Annotated in this window: 18 protein-coding genes; 13 read left to right on the top strand and 5 right to left on the bottom strand. The window is 60.4% G+C overall.

The features are described 5' to 3' along the window. Positions 1–37 precede the first annotated feature (37 nt). A complete protein-coding gene (locus tag E4T63_RS26965; protein WP_096796142.1) occupies positions 38–376 on the bottom strand; it encodes a hypothetical protein in 339 nt (112 codons plus the stop codon). A gap of 126 nt (positions 377–502) precedes the next feature. Between E4T63_RS26965 and E4T63_RS26960 the strand changes: the two genes are divergently transcribed. Continuing rightward, complete coding sequence (locus E4T63_RS26960) at positions 503–967, top strand: Lrp/AsnC family transcriptional regulator (RefSeq protein WP_027610503.1); 465 nt, start codon at positions 503–505, stop codon at positions 965–967. Positions 968–1,088: 121 nt separating this feature from the next. Here the strand turns inward: E4T63_RS26960 and E4T63_RS26955 are convergent, their stop codons facing one another. After that, positions 1,089–2,459 carry an inorganic triphosphatase gene (locus E4T63_RS26955; RefSeq protein WP_027610504.1) on the bottom strand — a complete coding sequence of 457 codons (1,371 nt, stop codon included), beginning with the start codon at positions 2,457–2,459 and terminating at the stop codon, positions 1,089–1,091. 156 nt (positions 2,460–2,615) lie between these two features. On the opposite strand from E4T63_RS26955, the gene argE reads away from it, so the two are divergent. Both argE and argA read left to right on the top strand, forming a co-directional pair. Further along, positions 2,616–3,770: an acetylornithine deacetylase gene (argE, locus tag E4T63_RS26950; protein WP_135296799.1), complete on the top strand. Its 1,155-nt coding sequence runs from the start codon at positions 2,616–2,618 to the stop codon at positions 3,768–3,770. Between the two features lie 267 nt (positions 3,771–4,037). After that, positions 4,038–5,336: an amino-acid N-acetyltransferase gene (argA, locus tag E4T63_RS26940; RefSeq protein ID WP_007967974.1), complete on the top strand. Its 1,299-nt coding sequence runs from the start codon at positions 4,038–4,040 to the stop codon at positions 5,334–5,336. A gap of 122 nt (positions 5,337–5,458) precedes the next feature. Here argA and tauA read toward each other — a convergent pair whose 3' ends face one another. Beyond that, entirely contained in the window at positions 5,459–6,454 is a 996-nt protein-coding gene (gene tauA / locus E4T63_RS26935; protein WP_135296798.1) for a taurine ABC transporter substrate-binding protein, read from the bottom strand. A 364-nt stretch (positions 6,455–6,818) separates the two neighbouring features. Here tauA and E4T63_RS26930 point away from each other — a divergent pair, with 364 nt between their 5' ends. The 8 genes from E4T63_RS26930 to E4T63_RS26895 all read left to right on the top strand — a co-directional run bounded on the left by E4T63_RS26930 (position 6,819) and on the right by E4T63_RS26895 (position 14,110). Then, complete coding sequence (locus E4T63_RS26930) at positions 6,819–8,168, top strand: OprD family porin (RefSeq protein WP_096797605.1); 1,350 nt, start codon at positions 6,819–6,821, stop codon at positions 8,166–8,168. A 297-nt stretch (positions 8,169–8,465) separates the two neighbouring features. Beyond that, a complete protein-coding gene (locus E4T63_RS26925) occupies positions 8,466–9,104 on the top strand; it encodes a peroxiredoxin (protein ID WP_007967980.1) in 639 nt (212 codons plus the stop codon). Between the two features lie 325 nt (positions 9,105–9,429). Next, positions 9,430–10,023: an NADPH-dependent FMN reductase gene (gene ssuE, locus E4T63_RS26920; protein ID WP_096797603.1), complete on the top strand. Its 594-nt coding sequence runs from the start codon at positions 9,430–9,432 to the stop codon at positions 10,021–10,023. Positions 10,024–10,112: 89 nt separating this feature from the next. Continuing rightward, positions 10,113–11,093: a sulfonate ABC transporter substrate-binding protein gene (locus tag E4T63_RS26915; RefSeq protein WP_135296797.1), complete on the top strand. Its 981-nt coding sequence runs from the start codon at positions 10,113–10,115 to the stop codon at positions 11,091–11,093. Between the two features lie 25 nt (positions 11,094–11,118). Further along, complete coding sequence (ssuD, locus tag E4T63_RS26910; RefSeq protein ID WP_003229262.1) at positions 11,119–12,267, top strand: FMNH2-dependent alkanesulfonate monooxygenase; 1,149 nt, start codon at positions 11,119–11,121, stop codon at positions 12,265–12,267. Positions 12,268–12,275: 8 nt separating this feature from the next. Beyond that, the gene (gene ssuC, locus E4T63_RS26905; protein WP_135296796.1) at positions 12,276–13,058 is read left to right on the top strand and encodes an aliphatic sulfonate ABC transporter permease SsuC; all 783 of its coding nucleotides are present in this window, start codon (positions 12,276–12,278) and stop codon (positions 13,056–13,058) included. Next, on the top strand, positions 13,055–13,861 hold the full coding sequence (gene ssuB, locus E4T63_RS26900) for an aliphatic sulfonates ABC transporter ATP-binding protein (RefSeq protein ID WP_135296795.1): 807 nt from the start codon (positions 13,055–13,057) through the stop codon (positions 13,859–13,861). Before ssuC ends, ssuB begins: the two co-directional genes overlap by 4 nt. 33 nt (positions 13,862–13,894) lie before the next feature. Next, a complete protein-coding gene (locus tag E4T63_RS26895) occupies positions 13,895–14,110 on the top strand; it encodes a TOBE domain-containing protein (protein WP_007967989.1) in 216 nt (71 codons plus the stop codon). Positions 14,111–14,276: 166 nt separating this feature from the next. Here the strand turns inward: E4T63_RS26895 and E4T63_RS26890 are convergent, their stop codons facing one another. Then, on the bottom strand, positions 14,277–14,909 hold the full coding sequence (locus tag E4T63_RS26890; protein WP_098966151.1) for a TetR/AcrR family transcriptional regulator: 633 nt from the start codon (positions 14,907–14,909) through the stop codon (positions 14,277–14,279). A 249-nt stretch (positions 14,910–15,158) separates the two neighbouring features. After that, positions 15,159–16,535: a glutamine synthetase family protein gene (locus E4T63_RS26885; protein WP_003229254.1), complete on the bottom strand. Its 1,377-nt coding sequence runs from the start codon at positions 16,533–16,535 to the stop codon at positions 15,159–15,161. A 730-nt stretch (positions 16,536–17,265) separates the two neighbouring features. Between E4T63_RS26885 and E4T63_RS26880 the strand changes: the two genes are divergently transcribed. After that, positions 17,266–18,624: a glutamine synthetase family protein gene (locus tag E4T63_RS26880; protein ID WP_003229252.1), complete on the top strand. Its 1,359-nt coding sequence runs from the start codon at positions 17,266–17,268 to the stop codon at positions 18,622–18,624. Positions 18,625–18,680: 56 nt separating this feature from the next. Further along, entirely contained in the window at positions 18,681–20,045 is a 1,365-nt protein-coding gene (locus tag E4T63_RS26875; protein ID WP_027610514.1) for an aspartate aminotransferase family protein, read from the top strand. The last annotated feature ends 30 nt before the right edge of the window (positions 20,046–20,075 follow it).

Raw genomic sequence — 20,075 nt, 5'->3', positions numbered from 1 at the left:
GTTGGGCCACTACCCGACAAAGCCGTTGCCGGATTTGTCAGCCGGACGCCTGGGCCGGCGCAGCCCACGCCGTGTCGGCGTCTTGCAGGTTCACCGAGCAGACACTGATCAGGTTACGAAGTTTTTCCGCAATCACCTGGGCGCGATGCCAGCTCAGACCATCAATGACGATATCGATCGACAGCAGATCGTCGAGCCGTTCGACGTGGACCTGCTGCGGCGTGAGGAATTGCAGCGCAAACAGATTCAGCACCCGCACCAACAGATCCGGCTCGGCTTCGGCGAGCAACTGATAACGCGCACAGCAGTGGGCATTGTTGACGTTCCACACATCGGCGCGGGGCGCGGGGGTATTCACGGCTTCGAGGTGAGGCATATCCGGTCTCCAGAGTCAGTGGAGGAATTTTTACATTCGATGCCGGGCATTTCTTGTCTAAGATGAGCGAATTCGCGGATTGCTCGGCATGAGTAATTCGGAAAATTATCATTTTGAGGATTGATTATGCACAGCGAGCTGGACAGCTACGACCGGCGGATTCTCGCCTTGCTGCAAGAGGACGCGTCACTGTCCAGCGCGCAGATCGCCGAGCAGGTGGGGCTGTCGCAATCGCCGTGCTGGCGGCGGATTCAGCGGATGAAGGAGGAGGGGATCATTCGCGGTCAGGTGACCTTGCTTGATCGCAAGAAGATCGGCCTGAACACGCAGATCTTCGCCGAGATCAAACTCAACGCCCACGGGCGTTCGAACTTCACCGAATTCACCGAGGCGATTCGCGGTTTTCCGGAAGTGCTGGAGTGTTATGTGTTGATGGGCGCGGTGGACTTTCTGTTGCGCATTGTCGCGGCGGACATCGAGGCGTATGAGCGATTCTTCTTCGAAAAGCTGTCGCTGGTGCCAGGGATTCAGGAGGTGAACTCGATTGTGGCGCTGTCGGAGATCAAGTCGACGACCAGCCTCCCGGTCTAGCACGGATGGCCTCCGTGGCGAGGGGATTTATCCCCGATGGGTCGCGAAGCGGCCCCGCTTTAGTAGAAAGCAGGGACTGCTGCGCAGTCCATCGGGGATGAATCCCCTCACCACACAGTCATTACATACGCAGCAGCATTTTCCACGCACGATTCTGATAAACCGCAATCGCCTGCTGCTTGCGCGCATCGAGCAGTTCGTCAGTGATCGTCGGCTCGTTGGCCAGTTGCGCCAGTTTGTTCAGCTCGCCGTACAGGCGATCCATTTCCGCGATCTCCAGCACGTTACGCGCATGGTGCAGCCAGACCTGGATGCGTTCGATGCGCGGCAGTTGCTCGGCCAGATCTTCCGGCTGCTGCTGATAGCGCTGCAGTTGCAGGGACGTGGCTTCTTCGCCGAGCATGCGCGGCAGCCAGCTGTGCAGTTGCGCGGCGCCCTGGCGGTTGCCGCGGGTGTTGCGCTCGGCGGCCCAGGTGCGGGCCAGCAGCCAGCGCGAAACAGTCAGCGAGAACAGGCCCCAGCGTGGGTCTTCCAGTTCTTCGAGGAATTGCTCCGGCGCGGCCTTGCGTACGTCTTCGTCTTCGATGCCGACCTGCACCAGCGGGCGCCAGTCTTCCAGCAGTGCATCCAGCGCCACGCGCAGGTCGTGAGTGGCCGGACGCGGTGCGGCCTGGCCGAGGCTGCTGAGCAGGGCGCGCATTTCCGCGAGGTTCTCGACCCAGTCCTGCAGCAGGCGCCAGTGGCCGTTGAAGCGATATTGTTCGGCCAGACGCTGGCTGCTGCCGAGCAAGTGCCAGGCCAGCGCGGCGAAGGCGTCGTCGAGTTGGGTTTCCGGGGTCAGTTGCGGCGCGGGCAGGCTCAGCGAGTAGCTGTTGGCGTCGTACAGACGGTAGCCGCGTTCGGCCTTGCTGATGTCGCACGGCATCAGGGCCAGGGTTTCGGCCAGTTCGGCGGCCAGTTCCAGCAACGCGGCAGGCTCGCCTTCGCGCAGTTCCAGTTCCAGCTCGCAGATTTCTTCTTTCTGTTTGCCGACCACCACGTGACCGAGGTCCAGCGCGGCTTCGATCACCACTTTGGCCTTGCCGCGGCCCCAGGCGATTTCCGCGCGCTCGCGGACGAAATCGGTGGTGAAGATCGGCTTCAGGGTTTTCTTGTCCAGCTCGGCCAGCGCCTCGGGCCAGCATTCGCCGTCGAGTTTCTTCACGTCGAGCTTGGCTTTGGGCAATTTCCAGTCGTACTCATTACGCTCGGACAGACCGGCCACGCTCTGGCCGCGGGTCTTGAGGGTCTGAATCACTTCGTCACCGTCCTTGCGCAGGCGCAGGGCGACTTTGGCCTGAGCCAGATCGCGCTCGGGGGTGTCGAAGTACTGGTTCATCAACTCACGGCGTTCCCAGCCATTTTTGTTGCGTTTTTTCAGTAGCGGGTGCTCGCGCAGGGCAGCGAGGGTTTCGCGGCTGACGCGGAGTTTGATTTCGGTTTCTTTCTGCATGGCCGGAAAATCCAGGATCGGGAGCGCAGCCGGGGGAATGTGTGGCTGCCAAGGCCGTGCAGTGTACAGGACTCAAACTTCCTACGCCCTGCGGCGGTTTATTCCGAGCGCCGGATGGCTCTATGATGGACTTCAAATCGGGAGTTGGAGTCAGCGATGCCTTTGCCATCCATGCAAGACCAGTTCGCTGCACTGATCGCCGCACCGTCGGTCAGTTGCACCCAACCGAGCCTGGATCAGTCCAACCGGGCGGTGATCGATTTGCTCGCCGGTTGGCTGGGCGATCTGGGCTTCAGCTGCGATATCCAGCAGGTCAGCCCCGGCAAATTCAACCTGCTCGCCAGTTTCGGCAGTGGCCCCGGTGGCCTGGTCCTGGCCGGGCATAGCGATACCGTGCCTTATGACGATGCGCTGTGGCAGACCGATCCGCTGAAACTCACCGAAGTCGATGGCCGCTGGGTCGGGCTGGGCAGTTGCGACATGAAGGGTTTTTTCGCGCTGATCATCGAGGCCGTGCAGCCGCTGCTCGACCAGCCGTTCAAGCAACCGCTGCTGATCCTCGCCACCTGTGATGAAGAGAGCTCGATGTCCGGTGCCCGCGCGCTGGCCGAGGCCGGCAAGCCACTGGGCCGTGCGGCCGTGATCGGCGAGCCGACCGGGCTCAAGCCGATCCGCATGCACAAGGGCATCATGATGGAGCGCATCGATATCCTCGGGCAGAGCGGCCATTCGTCGGATCCGCGCCTGGGCCACAGCGCCCTCGAAGCGATGCACGATGCCATTGGCGAGCTGCGCGGTTTGCGTCTGCTATGGCAGCGTGAATTCAACAACCCGCAGTTCAGCGTTCCACAGCCGACCATGAACTTCGGCTGTATTCATGGCGGCGACAATCCGAATCGCATCTGCGGCCAGTGTTCGCTGGAGTTCGATCTGCGCCCGTTGCCGGGCATGGACCCGAAAGTCCTACGTGCGGAAATCCTGCGCAAGCTCAATCCGGTTGCGGAACGTCATCAGGTGAAGATCGACTACCAGCCGTTGTTCCCGGAAGTGCCGCCATTCGAGCAGGCCGAAGACGCCGAATTGGTGCGCATTGCTGAAAAGCTCACTGGGCATAGTGCCGAAGCAGTAGCGTTCGGCACCGAAGCACCTTATCTTCAGAGCCTTGGCTGCGAAACCATCGTGCTCGGCCCTGGCGACATCGCCTGCGCACACCAGCCCGGCGAATACCTTGAAATGTCACGTTTGCAGCCTACCGTGCAGCTATTGCGGCAGTTGATTGAACATTATTGCCTGAACCCGGACAAACGATGATGTCCACCTGTGGGAGCGGGCTTGCTCGCGAAAGCGCTGTATCAGGTACATCGATGTCGACTGACTCACCGCTTTCGCGAGCAAGCCCGCTCCCACAGGGGGGACGGTGTTTTGTCTGACCAAACGCTGTAAATTGCCAGCACCCCAACCCGTATTCATGAGGAGAGCGCGCGTGTCGCCAAGCCTGTTCCGACGATAACCATCAGCCCGCTGTGCGTTTTCCGTTTCGCCCTTTTTTCGGCTGCTATTTATTACAGGCCCAGGTTCATGCCCGAATACGTCAATTGGCTTCGTCACGCGTCCCCTTACATCAATGCCCACCGCGACTGCACCTTCGTCGTCATGCTGCCCGGCGACGGCGTTGAGCATCCGAACTTCGGCAACATCGTCCACGACCTCGTGCTGTTGCACAGCCTCGGCGTGCGCCTGGTGCTGGTCCACGGTTCGCGCCCGCAGATTGAAACCCGCCTCGCTGCGCGCGGCCTGACCCCGCACTACCACCACGGCATGCGCATCACCGATGCGGCAACGCTGGAGTGCGTGATCGACGCGGTCGGTCAGCTGCGTATCGCTATCGAAGCGCGGCTGTCGATGGACATGGCCTCGTCGCCGATGCAGGGCTCGCGCTTGCGGGTGGCCAGCGGCAACCTTGTGACCGCGCGGCCGATCGGCGTGCTCGAAGGCGTCGACTATCACCACACCGGTGAAGTGCGCCGGGTCGATCGCAAAGGCATCAATCGTCTGCTCGACGAGCGTTCGATCGTGTTGCTGTCGCCGCTGGGCTACTCGCCGACCGGGGAAATCTTCAACCTCGCCTGCGAAGACGTCGCCACCCGCGCCGCCATCGACCTCGGTGCCGACAAGCTGCTGCTGTTCGGCGCCGACCTCGGTCTGATCGACGAGAACGGCAAACTGGTGCGCGAACTGCGTCCGCAACAGGTGCCTGCGCATCTGGCGCGTCTGGGCAATAACTATCAGGCGGAACTGCTGGATGCTGCTGCCGAGGCTTGCCGTGGCGGTGTCGCGCGCAGCCATATCGTCAGCTACGCCGAAGACGGCGCGCTGCTGACCGAACTGTTCACCCGCGACGGTGGCGGCACACTGGTCGCTCAGGAGCAATTCGAACTGGTGCGCGAGGCGGCGATTGAAGACGTCGGTGGTTTGCTCGATTTGATCAGTCCGCTGGAAGAGCAGGGGATTCTGGTGCGTCGTTCGCGCGAAGTGCTGGAGCGCGAGATCGAGCAGTTCAGCGTGGTCGAGCGCGAAGGGATGATCATCGCCTGTGCGGCGTTGTACCAGATTGCCGATTCGGATGCCGGTGAGCTGGCGTGCCTGGCGGTGAATCCGGAGTATCGCCACGGTGGTCGCGGCGATGAGCTGCTGGAGCGCATCGAGACCCGTGCCCGGGCGCAAGGGTTGAAAACCCTGTTCGTCCTCACCACCCGCACGGCGCACTGGTTCCGCGAGCGCGGGTTCGAACCTAGCAGTGTCGAGCGCCTGCCGGCGGCGCGGGCGTCGCTGTACAACTATCAGCGCAACTCGAAGATCTTCGAAAAGACCCTCTGAAGATACCGAGGGATTCTTGTGGTGAGGGGATTCATCCCCGATGGGCCGCGCAGCGGCCCCGCTTCACCAAAAGCAGGGGACTGCTGCGCAGTCCATTGGGGATGAATCCCCTCACCACCTATTCAATTGTTTTCGGTTGCAAACTTCGCACTGACGTACGGCGAGTAGTCCGGCAGCACCGTCTCGACCTTGCCTTGTTCCTTCAAAAACTTCGCCGTCTCACCAATCGCCTTCGCCGTACCGCCTTCCAGCAGTGCAGTTGATTGCTGCGCCTTGGCATCAGGGAACGCGGAACCGGCGAGCAATTCCGGCACGTCGGCGGCGTTGGCACCGGTCAATTTGGCGATTTTCTGTACCGGCGCCGAGTCGGCCGTCCAGCTGTCTTTATGGCTGGCGTAATCGGCAAACGCGTCTAAAGTGACTTTGGCAAATTTGGCTACCACCTCAGGATGTTTCTCGGCGTAGTCCTTGCGCGCGACCCAGACTTCGAACGTCGGGGCGCCCCATTGGCCGACTTGTGCAGCATCGGTCAGGGTCTTGCCGGTCTTGCGGATTTCGCCCAGTGCAGGTGACCAGACAAATGCGCCATCGATATCCCCACGCTTCCAGGCTGCGGCGATTTCCGCCGGTTGCAGGTTCACCACTTTGACTTTCGAGGTGTCCAGGCCCCAGTGCTTGAGTGCGCCGAGCAGGCTGTAATGGGACGTGGAAACGAAGGGCGTGGCGATGGTCTTGCCGACCAGATCCTGCGGGCTATTGATGCCGCTGCCATTACGCACCACCAAGGCCTCGGCGGCATTGATCTGCGCTGAAACAATGAAGGCGACGATCGGCAGATTGCGTGAAGCGGCCGCTGCCAACGGGCTGGAGCCGAGGTTGCCGATCTGCACATCGCCGGAGGCAATGGCTGTCACAACTTCCGGGCCACTATTGAAGCGTCGCCAGTCGATCTTCTGGCCGATGGTTGTTTCGTAAGTGCCGTCGGCCTGGGGGACTTTGCTGGGGTCGATCCCGGTTTGATAACCGATGGTGAGGTTGGCAGCCTGCGCGGAAAAACAAATCAGCGTCGACACACAAACTGTAACAAATTGACTAGATAGTGCGCGTTTAGCCATCATGGCGTCGCCTTTTCGATAGGGTTTGACGAATTGGGGTTGCGCCAAAGCTAATCGATATAAAAAAAGGCTAACAAATACCATTTAGGAATGAGCTTAGTCGCCGATACGTTGTATCCGGGCGAAGATGGCTAGATAGTGGCCATATTCCCGAATGATATGAAAAAGAATGAATAAATTCTTTTTGGGTTTATCAGGAAATCTTTACTCTGCACGGACCAAATCACTGCGATTAGACCTTGGTCGTAGACACACAAGGTTACGATTGACTTGTCAGTCACGGTCTGGCGCTAATCGCGCATCTTAGGATCCAGGGCATCAGACCCCGGGCCAGGAACACAAGAATTAGAAACGAGAGGAGCTTTACATGAACAAGTCCACCTTGGCCCTGGCTGTGGCCGTAGGGGTTATGGCGCAGCAGGCAGGCGCCGCCGGTTTCATCGAAGACAGCAAGGCCACTCTGGGCTTGCGCAACTTCTACATCAACACTGACAACCGTGACTCCGGCACCAAAGCGGCTGGCGCGCAGAACAAGAACGAAGAATGGGGCCAAGGCTTCGATCTGCGTTTCATCTCCGGTTACACCCAAGGCACCGTAGGCTTCGGTATCGATGCCATCGGCCTGCTGGGCGTGCGCCTGGATTCGGGCGGCGGCACCAACGGTGCAACCTCGACTTCCTACGGTGGCACTGTTTTCCCGAGCAAGTCCAACGGCGAAGCTGTTGATAACTTCTCGAGCCTGGGCCTGACCGCCAAGGCCAAGATCTCCCAGACCGAACTGAAGCTGGGTACCCTGCAGCCGAAGAACCCGGTCATCGTGACAAACGACGGTCGTCTGCTGCCACAAACCTGGCAGGGTGGCCAGATCACTTCCGGCGAGATCAAGGACCTGACCCTGGTCGCTGGTCAGATCGAAGCAGTGAAAGGTCGTAACTCCAGCAACAACGAGAACCTGTCCGTTGGTGGTGCGAACGCTCGCGTTGCCAACAGCAACAAGTTCTACTACGCCGGTGGTGACTACAAAATCACCAAGGACCTGACTGCCCAGTACTACTACGGCAACCTGGAAGACTTCTACAAGCAACACTTCCTGGGTCTGGTTCACAACTGGGCAATCGGCCCGGGCGTGCTGAAGTCTGACTTCCGCTACTTCCACAGCAGCGACGACGGCGCCAATGGCAACACCGCAGCCTACTTCGGTAACGGTAACTACGTCGGCAACGTCAGCGGCAAAGGCCCGATCGACAACAATCTGTACAGCGGCCTGTTCCTGTACACCGTTGAAGGCCACACCTTCGGTGGCGGCTACCAGGTTTCCAACGGCAGCTCCGACTTCCCTTGGCTGAACCAGGGCGACGGTTCGTCGAACTACACCATCACCGACATGCAGATCCAGAAGTTCGGTCGTGCCGGCGAGAAAACCTGGCAAGCACGCTACTCGTATGACTTCGCCAAAGTCGGCCTGCCTGGCTTGACCGCCGGTTTGGTCTACCTGCGTGGCGATGATATCGACACCGTTGGCTCCAACCGTCGTGAGAACGGTACCGGTGCTTCCGAGTGGGAACGCGATCTGACCATCGGTTACGTTATTCCTGAAGGCCCGGCCAAGAACCTGGGCTTCATGTGGAAAAACGCTACCTGGCGCAACGACATCCCAGGTCAACGCGACCAGGACGAAAACCGCCTGATCGTCAGCTACTCGATCCCGCTGCTGTAATAGCGCGTTCAAGCTGTTGATGTAAAAAAAGCCCCGTCCGGCATCGCGCCGGACGGGGCTTTTGCATTTTCGGGTCAGGGCTCACCCCCGTAAGCCTGGCCCGAAATTCCCCTCTTTTGCAGCTACTCAAGGCCTTCTCGAACCTTGAGGGCGATGTTCGTCGCGATGCGGGCGAGCGTCCAGTGAACGATGTTTAATATTCCTTTAAGTGCTAAATATCTAGTTATTTATTCTTTTTCATGATGGCGAATCACGAGCTACAGTTGAGTTCTCCAACAACTCATCAGGAGCAGCACCATGAGCCTCAGACTCGGCGACATCGCCCCCGACTTCGAACAGGATTCCAGCGCCGGCAAGATTCGTTTCCACGAGTGGCTGGGCGATAGCTGGGGCGTGCTGTTCTCCCACCCGGCCGACTTCACCCCGGTATGCACCACCGAGCTGGGCTTCACCGCCAAGCTCAAGGATGAGTTCGCCAAGCGCGGCGTCAAAGCCATCGCGCTGTCGGTCGACCCAGTGGACTCGCACCACAAGTGGATCGAAGACATCAACGAAACCCAGAACACGATCGTCAACTTCCCGATCCTGGCCGATGCCGACCGCAAGGTTTCCGACCTTTACGACCTCATCCACCCGAACGCCAACGACACGCTGACCGTGCGTTCGCTGTTCGTGATCGATCCGAACAAGAAGATCCGCCTGACCATCACCTACCCGGCGAGCACCGGGCGCAACTTCCACGAGATCCTGCGGGTGATCGATTCGCTGCAGCTCACCGACAACTACAAGGTGGCGACTCCGGCCAACTGGCAGGACGGTGAGGAGGTGGTGATCGTGCCGTCGCTCAAGGACGAGGAAGAGATCAAGCGGCGCTTCCCCAAAGGCTATCGCGCGGTGAAACCATACCTGCGCCTGACGCCGCAGCCGAACAAGTGAATCAGTGAAATTTGGGCTGTAGCTACCGCCGCCTTCGCGAGCAAGCCCGCTCCCACATTTGGAATGCGTTCCCCTGTGGGAGCGGGCTTGCTCGCGAAGGCGTCGGCCAAGCCGACACAAAATCCAGAACCACAAAGCAGGGGATTTCAGGCCGTTTTCACGGCCTGTTTTTTTTGCCCGGAACAAAGCAAATCGCATATCTCTTAAACGCATAACCAAATGAATAAATATGATTTATGGATATATAAATCAGCTGGTAAGGTCACTCCCATCGAAGCGAGATCGCAACCCGCGAATCGCCTGTAACGCTTAAGGAATTGTCTCAATGCTGGTCGTCTCACTCGGTGGCAGTCCTAGCCAGCGCTCCCGCTCAGGAGTGTTGCTTGAGCGCTCGCAACGCTGGTTGCAGGCGCAAGGGGTGGAAGTGGTGAGTTATCAGGTGCGGGACTTCCCGGCCGAAGATTTGCTCCACGCCCGCTTCGACAGCCCGAAGGTGCTCGACCTGCTGGCGCAGATTGAAAACGCTGACGGTCTGCTGATCGCCACGCCGGTGTACAAGGCGTCGTTTTCCGGGGCGCTGAAGACCGTACTCGATCTGCTGCCCGAACGCGCCTTGAACCACAAGATTGTTCTGCCGATGGCCACCGGCGGCAGCATCGCCCACATGCTGGTGGTCGATTACGCGCTCAAGCCCGTGCTGTCGGCGTTGAAAGCCCAGGAAATGCTCCAGGGCATTTTCGCCGAGGACAGCCAGATCGCTTATGGCGAAGGCAGCGCCCAGGCGCAACTGGCGCCAGCGCTGGAACAGCGTCTGCATGAAGCGCTGGATCAGTTTGTCAGTGCCATGGCTCGCCGGCCGAAACCGCTGGAGCCGGGCCTGTTGAATGAACGTTTATTGAGTGCTCGCTGGAGCATTTGAGCCTTATCCGAATTTGCTCCACTCACCTTACTCAGCCGCTAACGGCCAAGCAGGTGCAGCCAAAACCCAACAGCAAAAAGGAGAGCGCTATGCGCACTGTATTTTTGCGTCGTGGTCTGGTCGCTCTGTTTGCTGCGGCTGTGTCCTTCGGCGCCATCACTCAAGCTCAAGCCGAGACATTGCGGATCGGTTATCAGAAGTACGGCACGCTGGTGCTGCTCAAGGCCAAAGGCACTCTGGAAAAGCGTCTGGCCGCCCAAGGCGTGGACGTGCAATGGACTGAATTCCCCGGCGGCCCGCAGCTGCTGGAAGGCCTGAACGTTGGCTCGATCGACTTCGGTGTTACCGGCGAAACCCCTCCGGTATTCGCTCAGGCTGCCGGCGCTGATCTGCTCTACGTCGCCTACGAACCGCCAGCGCCGAACAGCGAAGCGATCCTTGTACAGAAAGACTCGCCAATCAAATCGGTGGCGGATCTCAAGGGCAAGAAAGTCGCCCTGAACAAAGGCTCCAACGTGCACTACCTGCTGGTTCGCGCATTGGAAGATGCCGGTCTCAAATACTCCGATATCCAGACCGTGTTCCTGCCGCCGGCCGATGCTCGCGCCGCGTTCGAGCGTGGCAGCGTCGATGCCTGGGTAATCTGGGATCCGTACCAGGCCGCTGCCGAGAAACAGCTGCAAGCGCACACCCTGCGTGACGGCAAAGGCATCGTCGACAACCATCAGTTCTACCTCGCGACCAAACCCTACGCGCAGAAAAATCCCGAGGTGATCAAGACCCTTGTCGAAGAAGTGCGCGCCGTTGGCGAGTGGTCCAAAGCCAACCCTGAAGACGTGACCCAGCAGGTCGCGCCGCTGCTCGGCCTGCCGGCGGACATCACCCTGACCTCGGTGAAACGCCAGGGCTACGGTGCGTTGTTCCTGACCCCGGACGTGGTCGCCGCGCAACAGAAAATCGCCGACACCTTCTACCAGCTCAAGCTGATTCCCAAGCCGTTGAGCATCAAGGATGTGATCTGGACACCACCGGCCGCTGTGGCCCAAAGCTCGGTTACCCAAGCCCAGTAAATCGAATCCCCAAGGAGACCACTCCATGAGCCTCAACATCTTCTGGTTCCTGCCTACCCACGGCGACGGCCATTACCTTGGCACCGCCGAAGGCGCCCGCGCCGTTGACCACGGTTATCTGCAACAGGTCGCGCAAGCGGCGGATCGTCTGGGCTTTGGCGGCGTGCTGATTCCCACCGGCCGCTCCTGCGAAGACTCGTGGCTGGTGGCCGCGTCGCTGATCCCGGTGACTCAGCGTCTGAAGTTCCTTGTCGCCCTGCGCCCCGGGATCATTTCCCCGACGGTCGCGGCGCGGCAGGCAGCGACCCTGGATCGTCTGTCCGGCGGCCGTGCGCTGTTCAACCTGGTGACCGGTGGCGATCCGGAAGAGTTGGCCGGTGATGGTCTGTTTCTCAACCATGAAGAGCGTTATCAGGCCTCGGTGGAGTTCACCCGGATCTGGCGTCGGGTGCTGGAAGGCGAAACCGTCGATTACGACGGCGAACACATCAGCGTGAAGGGCGCCAAGCTGCTTTATCCACCGATCCAGCAACCGCGTCCGCCGCTGTATTTCGGCGGCTCGTCGGAAGCGGCGCAGGATCTGGCTGCCGAACAGGTCGAAATGGTACTGACCTGGGGCGAGCCGCCAGCCGCAGTGGCCGAGAAGATCGAGCAAGTGCGCGCCAAAGCCGCCAAGCTCGGGCGTACCGTGCGCTTCGGCATTCGTTTGCATGTGATCGTGCGGGAAACCAACGCCGAAGCCTGGCAAGCGGCAGACCGGCTGATTTCGCATCTGGACGACGACACCATCAAACGTGCGCAAGCATCGCTGGCGCGCTTCGACTCGGTCGGTCAACAACGCATGGCCGCGCTGCACGGCGGCAGTCGCGACAACCTCGAAGTCAGCCCGAATCTGTGGGCCGGCGTCGGCCTGGTGCGTGGCGGTGCCGGTACCGCGCTGGTCGGCGATGGTCCAACCGTGGCCGCCCGCGTGAAGGAATACGCTGATCTGGGTATCGACACCTTCATCTTCTCCGGTTATCCACACCTCGAAGAATCGTACCGCGTCGCTGAACTGCTGTTCCCGCACCTCGACATCGAGCGCCCGGAACTGCCGAAAAGCGCCGGTTATGTCAGCCCGTTCGGCGAGATGGTAGCCAACGACATTCTTCCCAAAGCCGCGTCGCAGAGCTGAGGCGCGCCATGAACAAAATTATCCACAGCCTCGCGCCCTGGGCGTTGCCGGTGCTGTTGCTGGCGGTGTGGCAGTTGTCGGTGTCGGCCGGTTGGTTGTCGACGCGAATCCTGCCGGCACCGGTGGCAGTGATCGAGGCCGGTGTCAGTCTGGTGCGCAGCGGCGAAATCTGGACGCATCTGGCGATCAGCGGCTGGCGCGCGGCACTCGGTTTCACCATCGGCGGCAGCATCGGCCTGGTGCTGGGCTTCATCACCGGCCTGTCGAAGTGGGGCGAGCGCCTGCTCGACAGCTCGGTACAGATGATCCGCAACGTGCCGCACCTGGCGCTGATTCCACTGGTGATCCTGTGGTTTGGCATCGACGAGTCGGCGAAGATTTTCCTGGTGGCACTGGGCACCTTGTTCCCGATTTACCTCAACACCTATCACGGCATCCGCAACGTCGATCCGGCGCTGGTGGAAATGGCGCGCAGTTATGGCTTGAGCGGTTTCAGCCTGTTCTGGCAGGTGATTCTGCCGGGCGCACTGCCTTCGATTCTGGTCGGTGTGCGCTTCGCGCTGGGCTTCATGTGGCTGACGCTGATCGTTGCCGAAACCATCTCCGCCAGCTCCGGCATCGGCTATCTGGCGATGAATGCCCGCGAGTTTTTGCAGACCGACGTGGTGGTGCTGGCGATCCTGCTTTACGCGGTACTCGGCAAGCTTGCTGATCTCGCCGCCCGTGCTCTTGAGCGTGTGTGGTTGCGCTGGCATCCGGCTTATCAGGTTGCCAAGGGAGGTGCGGCATGACCGCTCAACAACCTCCACGCCTGCTGCGCGGGATTCCGCTGGTGGTGCGCAACCTGCAGAAAACCTTTGGTGCGCGGCAAGTGCTGCGCGACATCGACCTGCACATTCCGGCGGGGCAATTCGTCGCCGTGGTCGGACGCAGCGGGTGCGGCAAGAGCACCTTCCTGCGCTTGCTCGCCGGCCTCGACCACCCGACTGGCGGCGACCTGCTGGCCGGCGCCGCGCCGCTGAGCGATGCGCGGGAAGACACCCGGCTGATGTTCCAGGAAGCACGGCTGCTGCCATGGAAAAAGATCATCGACAACGTCGGCCTCGGCCTTAAAGGCAACTGGCGCTCGCAAGCTCTGGAGGCGCTGGAAGCGGTGGGTCTGGCCGATCGCGCCAACGAGTGGCCGGCCGCTTTGTCCGGCGGGCAGAAGCAGCGTGTGGCGCTGGCCCGGGCGCTGATTCACCAGCCGCGCCTGCTGTTGCTCGACGAGCCGCTGGGTGCGCTGGATGCGCTGACCCGCATCGAGATGCAGCAACTGATCGAACGACTCTGGCAAAAGCATGGGTTCACCGTGCTGCTGGTGACCCACGACGTCAGCGAAGCGGTGGCGATTGCCGACCGGGTGATTCTGATCGAGGACGGCGAAGTCGGCCTCGACCTGCAAGTGGAGTTGCCTCGTCCGCGAGTGCGCGGATCGCATCGACTGGCGGCGCTGGAAACCGAAGTGCTCAACCGTGTTCTGTCCCTGCCCGGCGAGCCGCCGGAGCCGGAACCTGTTTCACCACTGCCTACGCAATTGCGTTGGGCGCAATAACTCAAGTTACATCCAACGACAGGAATCAAAGCCATGACTATCAAAGCCATCAACGTGCGCAACCAGTTCAAAGGCTCGATCAAGGAGATCGTTCTCGGCGACGTGCTGTCGGAAATCGACGTGCAAACCGCTTCCGGCATCGTCACTTCAGTGATCACCACCCGCTCGGTCAAGGAGCTGGAACTGGCGGTGGGCAGCGAGGTGATCGCCTTCGTGAAATCCACCGAGGTGTCGATCGCCAAGTTGTAAGCCAGTGAGTAAAAAACAACCCCGAAAGGCGTGAGCCCTTCGGGGTTTTTCTTTTTGTGCACGGATTTGAATCGGCGGCGCTGCCATCGCGAGCAGGCTCACTCCTACATTTGGAATGCGTTCCCCTGTGGGAGCGGGCTTGCTCGCGAAGGGGCCGGTGAATGCGCTAGAGAACTCTTTTGGGCAGGTAAGGCGGCAGATACAGGCCGATATAGGCATCAAACACCCGCATCCCTTCCTCGGCCATGCGCGGTGTGATCTGCCCGTGCTGCTGCACCGAGCGCGCATACACGCGGTCGCCCAGTTCCATCGCCAGTGCGAACACATCGACATCGCTCGGCAGGCGCGGCAATTCGAAGTGATGGTCGAACAGCTTGTGCATCAGGTCGCCGAGTTCGATGTCGTGCTGGCGGTCGGCCTGGGTCACTTCGGTCAGGCCGTGCTGGGCGAGGATCAACTGGCGGGCCGCCGCGTCTTCGTCGTAGATCTCCAGCATCCGCTCTTCGACCAGCCGCGACAGGTCACGCCAGTCGCGCAGCGCCTCGTGGTCGATCGGCGCTTGCAGGCAGGCGCGAAACGCCGCATGCACGTCGGCGGTCAGCGCTTCGAGCAGTGCCGGGACGCTGGCGAAGAAGTGGTACACGGAGGAGGGCGGAATCTGCGCGCGTTCGGCGACGCTGTAGATCGACAGACTGGCCACACCCTCGGCGGCCAGCAGCGTACGCGCGGCGTCGAGTATCGAATCGATCCGCGCCTGGCTGCGGGCACGGGGTTTGCGAACGGGGGCGGGACGCGTCATGGAAGTCTCCTGCGGGGCAGCGGGCATTGTACGAGCCGCGCCGTGTGTTGTCTGCCAGGACGCCTTCGGGAGCAAGCCCCCTCCCACAGTTGATCTTCTGCGTACAAAAGATCCCCATCCGCTGTAGATCCCCTGTGGGAGGGGGCTTGCTCCCGAACCGCCGCAGGCGGCCATTCAGAACAGAATCCGGCCATAAAAAAACGCCGTGGGCCAAGACGGCCGACGGCGTTTTATCTGGTCGCAATTCGCTTAAACGGTATGCAGATACCAGTTGTACTCAAGGTCGGAGATGGAGTGTTCGAACTCCTCCAGCTCGCTTTCCTTGCAGGCGACGAAGATATCGATGTACTTAGGATCGATGTACTTGGCCATCACCTCGCTGTCGTCCAGCTCGCGCAGGGCATCGCGCAAGTTGTTCGGCAGGCTTTGTTCGTTCTGCTCGTAGCTATTGCCTTCGACCGGAGCGCCCGGTTCGATCTTGTTCACTAGACCGTGATGCACACCGGCCAGGACCGAAGCCATCAGCAGGTACGGGTTGGCGTCGGCGCCGGCCACGCGGTGTTCGATACGCACGGCATCGGCTGAGCCGGTCGGTACGCGGATCGCCACGGTGCGGTTATCCAGGCCCCAGCACGGCGAGTTCGGTACATAGAACTGCGCGCCGAAGCGACGGTACGAGTTGACGTTCGGGCAGAGGAAAGCCATCTGCGCCGGCAGGGTCTCGAGCACACCGCCGATCGCGTGACGCAGCGCGGCGTTCTGCTCGGGATCCTCGCTTGCAAAGATGTTCTTGCCATCTTTGTCGAGCACCGAGATATGGACGTGCAGACCATTACCCGCCTGGCCCGGATACGGCTTGGCCATGAAGGTGGTGTCCATTTCATGGTCGTAGGCGATGTTCTTGATCAGACGCTTGAGCAGGACTGCGTAGTCGCACGCCTTGATCGGGTCGGCGACGTGGTGCAGGTTCACTTCGAACTGCGCCGGGGCACTTTCCTTGACGATGGCGTCGGCCGGGATGCCTTGCTCTTTGGCACCTTCCAGAATGTCCTGGAGGCAGTCGACGTATTCGTCGAGGTCGTCGATCAGGTAGACCTGAGTCGAGTGCGGGCGTTTGCCGGAGATCGGCGAGCGTGGCGGCTGTGGACGGCCGTTCACGTTTTCCTGGTCGATCAGGTAGAACTCCAGTTCGAACGCGGCGCAGATGGTCAAGCCCAGCTCGTCAAACTTTGCAACAACTTGACGGAGCACTTCGCGCGGATCGGCGAAGAACGGGTCACCCTCGAGTTCGTGCATGGTCATCAACAGTTGCGCGGTAGGGCGCTTCTGCCATGGCTCGTTGCACAGGGTATCGGGGATTGGATAGCAGATCCGGTCGGCGTCGCCGATGTCCAGACCCAGGCCGGTGCTTTCCACCGTAGAACCATTGATATCCAGAGCAAATAGAGAGGCCGGCAGGTTGATGCCTTTCTCGTAAACCTTGTGGAGGCTGGTGCGTTCGATGCGCTTGCCGCGCACCACACCATTCATATCCGCAATCAGAAGGTCAACGTACAGAACCTCAGGATGTTCCTTAAGGAACGCGTTCGCTTCGTTAAGCTGAACGGCACGCGGGGGTACCGACATGATGCAACACCTTTGTTGTTAAAAATATCAATCATTGATCTTTTCTGGTTTCAGTCAACCCGAACGGCCTGCCGAAGTCAAGCGAGGCCTTTTTTGCCCTAAAAAAGCGCTGCAAGGGCATTTATGGGGCACTTTGGGGCAGTTTTTTGTCCTTGGGACGCTTGGCACCCGCGGGCTTGAGCAGGCCGTGTTGTATTTTTTACGGGGGTGTTGTGTAAAAAAATGAACAAGGCTAAGCTCCGACCAAACCCATAACAGCAATAATACCGGGGTGCTTCATGTCTCGCCTGCCGTTAATCGGCATCACCGACTGCTCGCAACAGTCCGGTCTGCATGCTCATCACATCAGTGGCGACAAATCCGTCCGTAATGCAGCCAGCATGGCTCGTGGCGGGTCGACGAGGTTCTCGTGCGCATCAGGCCCAACGGCAACGTCCGATATTCTGGACGCACGGGACAGCATCCTGTTTATGGCGTCTCCTTCCAATATAGATCCCTTTGAGTCCCAAAGCCTGTGCCGCTCCCAAAGCCGTGCTCATGATTCTGCACGCCTTGAATGTGCACAGGAAATGCAACGCCAGCGTAAAGGGCAGGTAAGCTCCTCTTTCATTGTCTATGCGCGGTGCCAGGCGTAAGCCGGTACTGCGCGCAAGCAAACCCCCTTTAACGCGACGCCACGGCGTCAAACTTTGCCTGACACGATGTCAGGAGACTCAGCCCAGAGGCATTTATGAGTAACAACCTCGACCAGCTCACCGATTGGTTGAAAGACCACAAGATCACAGAAGTCGAATGCATGATCGGCGACTTGACCGGTATTACCCGGGGCAAGATCTCGCCGACCAACAAGTTCATCGCCGAAAAGGGCATGCGCCTGCCGGAAAGCGTGCTGTTGCAGACCGTGACTGGCGACTACGTCGAAGACGACATCTATTACGAACTGCTCGACCCGGCCGACATCGACATGATCTGCCGCCCCGACCAGAACGCGGTGTACCTGGTGCCATGGGCCATCGAGCCGACCGCCCAGGTGATCCACGACACCTACGACAAGCAAGGCAACCCGATCGAGCTGTCGCCGCGCAACGTCCTCAAGAAAGTCCTGAAGCTTTATTCCGACAAGGGCTGGCAGCCGATCGTGGCGCCGGAGATGGAGTTCTACCTGACCAAGCGCAGTGACGACCCCGACTATCCGTTGCAGCCGCCAATCGGCCGTTCGGGCCGTCCGGAAATCGGTCGTCAGTCGTTCTCGATCGAAGCGGCGAACGAATTCGACCCGCTGTTCGAAGACGTCTACGACTGGTGCGAACTGCAGGAGCTGGACCTCGACACGCTGATCCACGAAGACGGCACGGCGCAGATGGAAATCAACTTCCGTCACGGCGATGCACTGTCGCTGGCCGATCAGATTCTGGTGTTCAAGCGCACCATGCGCGAAGCCGCGCTCAAGCATGACGTGGCCGCAACCTTCATGGCCAAGCCGATGACCGGTGAGCCGGGCAGTGCCATGCACCTGCACCAGAGCATCATCGACATCGAGACCGGCAAGAACGTGTTCTCCAATGAAGACGGGACCATGAGCCAGCTGTTCCTGCACCACATCGGTGGTCTGCAGAAACTGATCCCGGAATTGCTCCCGCTGTTCGCACCGAACGTCAACTCGTTCCGCCGCTTCCTGCCGGACACTTCGGCGCCGGTGAACGTGGAGTGGGGCGAAGAGAACCGCACTGTGGGCCTGCGCGTACCGGATGCCGGTCCGCAGAACCGCCGCGTGGAAAACCGCCTGCCGGGCGCCGACGCCAACCCGTACCTGGCGATTGCCGCGAGCCTGCTCTGCGGTTACATCGGCATGGTCGAGGGCCTCAACCCAAGCGCGCCAGTGGTGGGTCGTGGCTATGAGCGCCGCAACCTGCGCCTGCCGCTGACCATCGAAGACGCGCTGGAGCGTATGGAAAACAGCGCGACCATCGAGAAATACCTGGGCAAGACCTTCATCACCGGCTACGTCGCGGTCAAGCGGGCCGAGCATGAAAACTTCAAGCGCGTGATCAGTTCCTGGGAGCGTGAGTACCTGCTCTTCGCCGTCTGATACGCCGGGCGCGGCTGGCAGCAGCCGCGCCTTCACCGATAACAAGGAGAATTGGCATGACCAGCAACAACCCGCAAACCCGTGAGTGGCAAGCCCTGAGCAGCGATCACCATCTGGCCCCGTTCAGCGACTTCAAGCAGCTGAAAGAGAAGGGTCCACGGATCATCACCAACGCCAAGGGCGTGTACCTGTGGGACAGCGAGGGCAACAAGATCCTCGATGGCATGGCGGGTCTGTGGTGCGTGGCGATCGGTTATGGCCGCGATGAGCTGGCCGACGCAGCTGCCAAGCAGATGCGCGAACTGCCTTACTACAACCTGTTCTTCCAGACTGCGCACCCGCCGGCACTGGAACTGGCCAAGGCCATCGCCGACGTGGCGCCGCAAGGCATGAACCACGTGTTCTTCACCGGTTCCGGCTCCGAAGGCAACGACACCATGCTGCGCATGGTTCGCCATTACTGGGCGATCAAGGGCCAGCCGAACAAGAAAGTCATCATCAGCCGCAAGAACGGTTATCACGGCTCCACCGTGGCCGGCGCGAGCCTGGGTGGCATGACCTATATGCACGAGCAGGGCGATTTGCCGATTCCGGGCATCGTCCACATTGCGCAGCCGTACTGGTTCGCCGAGGGCGGCGACATGTCGCCGGAAGAGTTCGGCATCTGGGCGGCCAATCAGCTGGAAGAGAAGATTCTCGAAGTCGGCGTGGACAACGTCGGTGCGTTCATTGCCGAGCCGATTCAGGGCGCCGGCGGCGTGATCATTCCGCCAGAGACTTACTGGCCGCGCATCAAGGAAATCCTCGCCAAGTACGACATTCTGTTCGTCGCTGACGAAGTGATCTGTGGTTTCGGTCGTACCGGCCAATGGTTCGGTTCGGATTTCTACGATCTGAAACCCGACATGATGACCATCGCCAAAGGCCTGACGTCCGGCTACATCCCGATGGGTGGCCTGATCGTGCGTGACGAAGTGGTGAAGGTGCTCAACGAAGGTGGCGATTTCAACCACGGCTTCACCTACTCCGGACACCCGGTGGCGGCGGCGGTGGGTCTGGAAAACATCCGGATCCTGCGCGATGAGAAAATTATCGAGAACGCGCATAACGAAACGGCACCGTATTTGCAGAAACGTCTGCGCGAACTCAACGACCACCCGTTGGTGGGCGAAGTGCGCGGCGTTGGTCTGCTGGGGGCGATCGAGCTGGTGCAGGACAAGGCCACTCGCAAGCGTTACGAAGGTCGGGGCGTGGGCATGATCTGCCGGCAGTTCTGCTTCGATAACGGCCTGATCATGCGCGCCGTGGGCGACACCATGATCATTGCGCCGCCGCTGGTGATCAGCAAGGCGGAGATCGATGAGCTGGTGACCAAGGCACGCAAGTGTCTGGACCTGACCCTCAGTGCGTTGCAGGCCTAAGTGCTAGGCTTCGAGCGGGGGAGCTGCGGC

Source organism: Pseudomonas fluorescens (assembly GCF_004683905.1).
Classification (GTDB): Bacteria; Pseudomonadota; Gammaproteobacteria; order Pseudomonadales; family Pseudomonadaceae; genus Aquipseudomonas; species Aquipseudomonas putida_A.
This window is presented reverse-complemented; position numbering and strand designations above follow the sequence as displayed.

Coding starts and splice junctions, on each gene's coding strand:
- E4T63_RS26965 (WP_096796142.1), bottom strand. CDS start 376: ATGCCTCACCTCGAAGCCGTGAATACCCCCGCGCCCCGCGCCGATGTG.
- E4T63_RS26960 (WP_027610503.1), top strand. CDS start 503: ATGCACAGCGAGCTGGACAGCTACGACCGGCGGATTCTCGCCTTGCTG.
- E4T63_RS26955 (WP_027610504.1), bottom strand. CDS start 2,459: ATGCAGAAAGAAACCGAAATCAAACTCCGCGTCAGCCGCGAAACCCTC.
- argE (WP_135296799.1), top strand. CDS start 2,616: ATGCCTTTGCCATCCATGCAAGACCAGTTCGCTGCACTGATCGCCGCA.
- argA (WP_007967974.1), top strand. CDS start 4,038: ATGCCCGAATACGTCAATTGGCTTCGTCACGCGTCCCCTTACATCAAT.
- tauA (WP_135296798.1), bottom strand. CDS start 6,454: ATGATGGCTAAACGCGCACTATCTAGTCAATTTGTTACAGTTTGTGTG.
- E4T63_RS26930 (WP_096797605.1), top strand. CDS start 6,819: ATGAACAAGTCCACCTTGGCCCTGGCTGTGGCCGTAGGGGTTATGGCG.
- E4T63_RS26925 (WP_007967980.1), top strand. CDS start 8,466: ATGAGCCTCAGACTCGGCGACATCGCCCCCGACTTCGAACAGGATTCC.
- ssuE (WP_096797603.1), top strand. CDS start 9,430: ATGCTGGTCGTCTCACTCGGTGGCAGTCCTAGCCAGCGCTCCCGCTCA.
- E4T63_RS26915 (WP_135296797.1), top strand. CDS start 10,113: ATGCGCACTGTATTTTTGCGTCGTGGTCTGGTCGCTCTGTTTGCTGCG.
- ssuD (WP_003229262.1), top strand. CDS start 11,119: ATGAGCCTCAACATCTTCTGGTTCCTGCCTACCCACGGCGACGGCCAT.
- ssuC (WP_135296796.1), top strand. CDS start 12,276: ATGAACAAAATTATCCACAGCCTCGCGCCCTGGGCGTTGCCGGTGCTG.
- ssuB (WP_135296795.1), top strand. CDS start 13,055: ATGACCGCTCAACAACCTCCACGCCTGCTGCGCGGGATTCCGCTGGTG.
- E4T63_RS26895 (WP_007967989.1), top strand. CDS start 13,895: ATGACTATCAAAGCCATCAACGTGCGCAACCAGTTCAAAGGCTCGATC.
- E4T63_RS26890 (WP_098966151.1), bottom strand. CDS start 14,909: ATGACGCGTCCCGCCCCCGTTCGCAAACCCCGTGCCCGCAGCCAGGCG.
- E4T63_RS26885 (WP_003229254.1), bottom strand. CDS start 16,535: ATGTCGGTACCCCCGCGTGCCGTTCAGCTTAACGAAGCGAACGCGTTC.
- E4T63_RS26880 (WP_003229252.1), top strand. CDS start 17,266: ATGAGTAACAACCTCGACCAGCTCACCGATTGGTTGAAAGACCACAAG.
- E4T63_RS26875 (WP_027610514.1), top strand. CDS start 18,681: ATGACCAGCAACAACCCGCAAACCCGTGAGTGGCAAGCCCTGAGCAGC.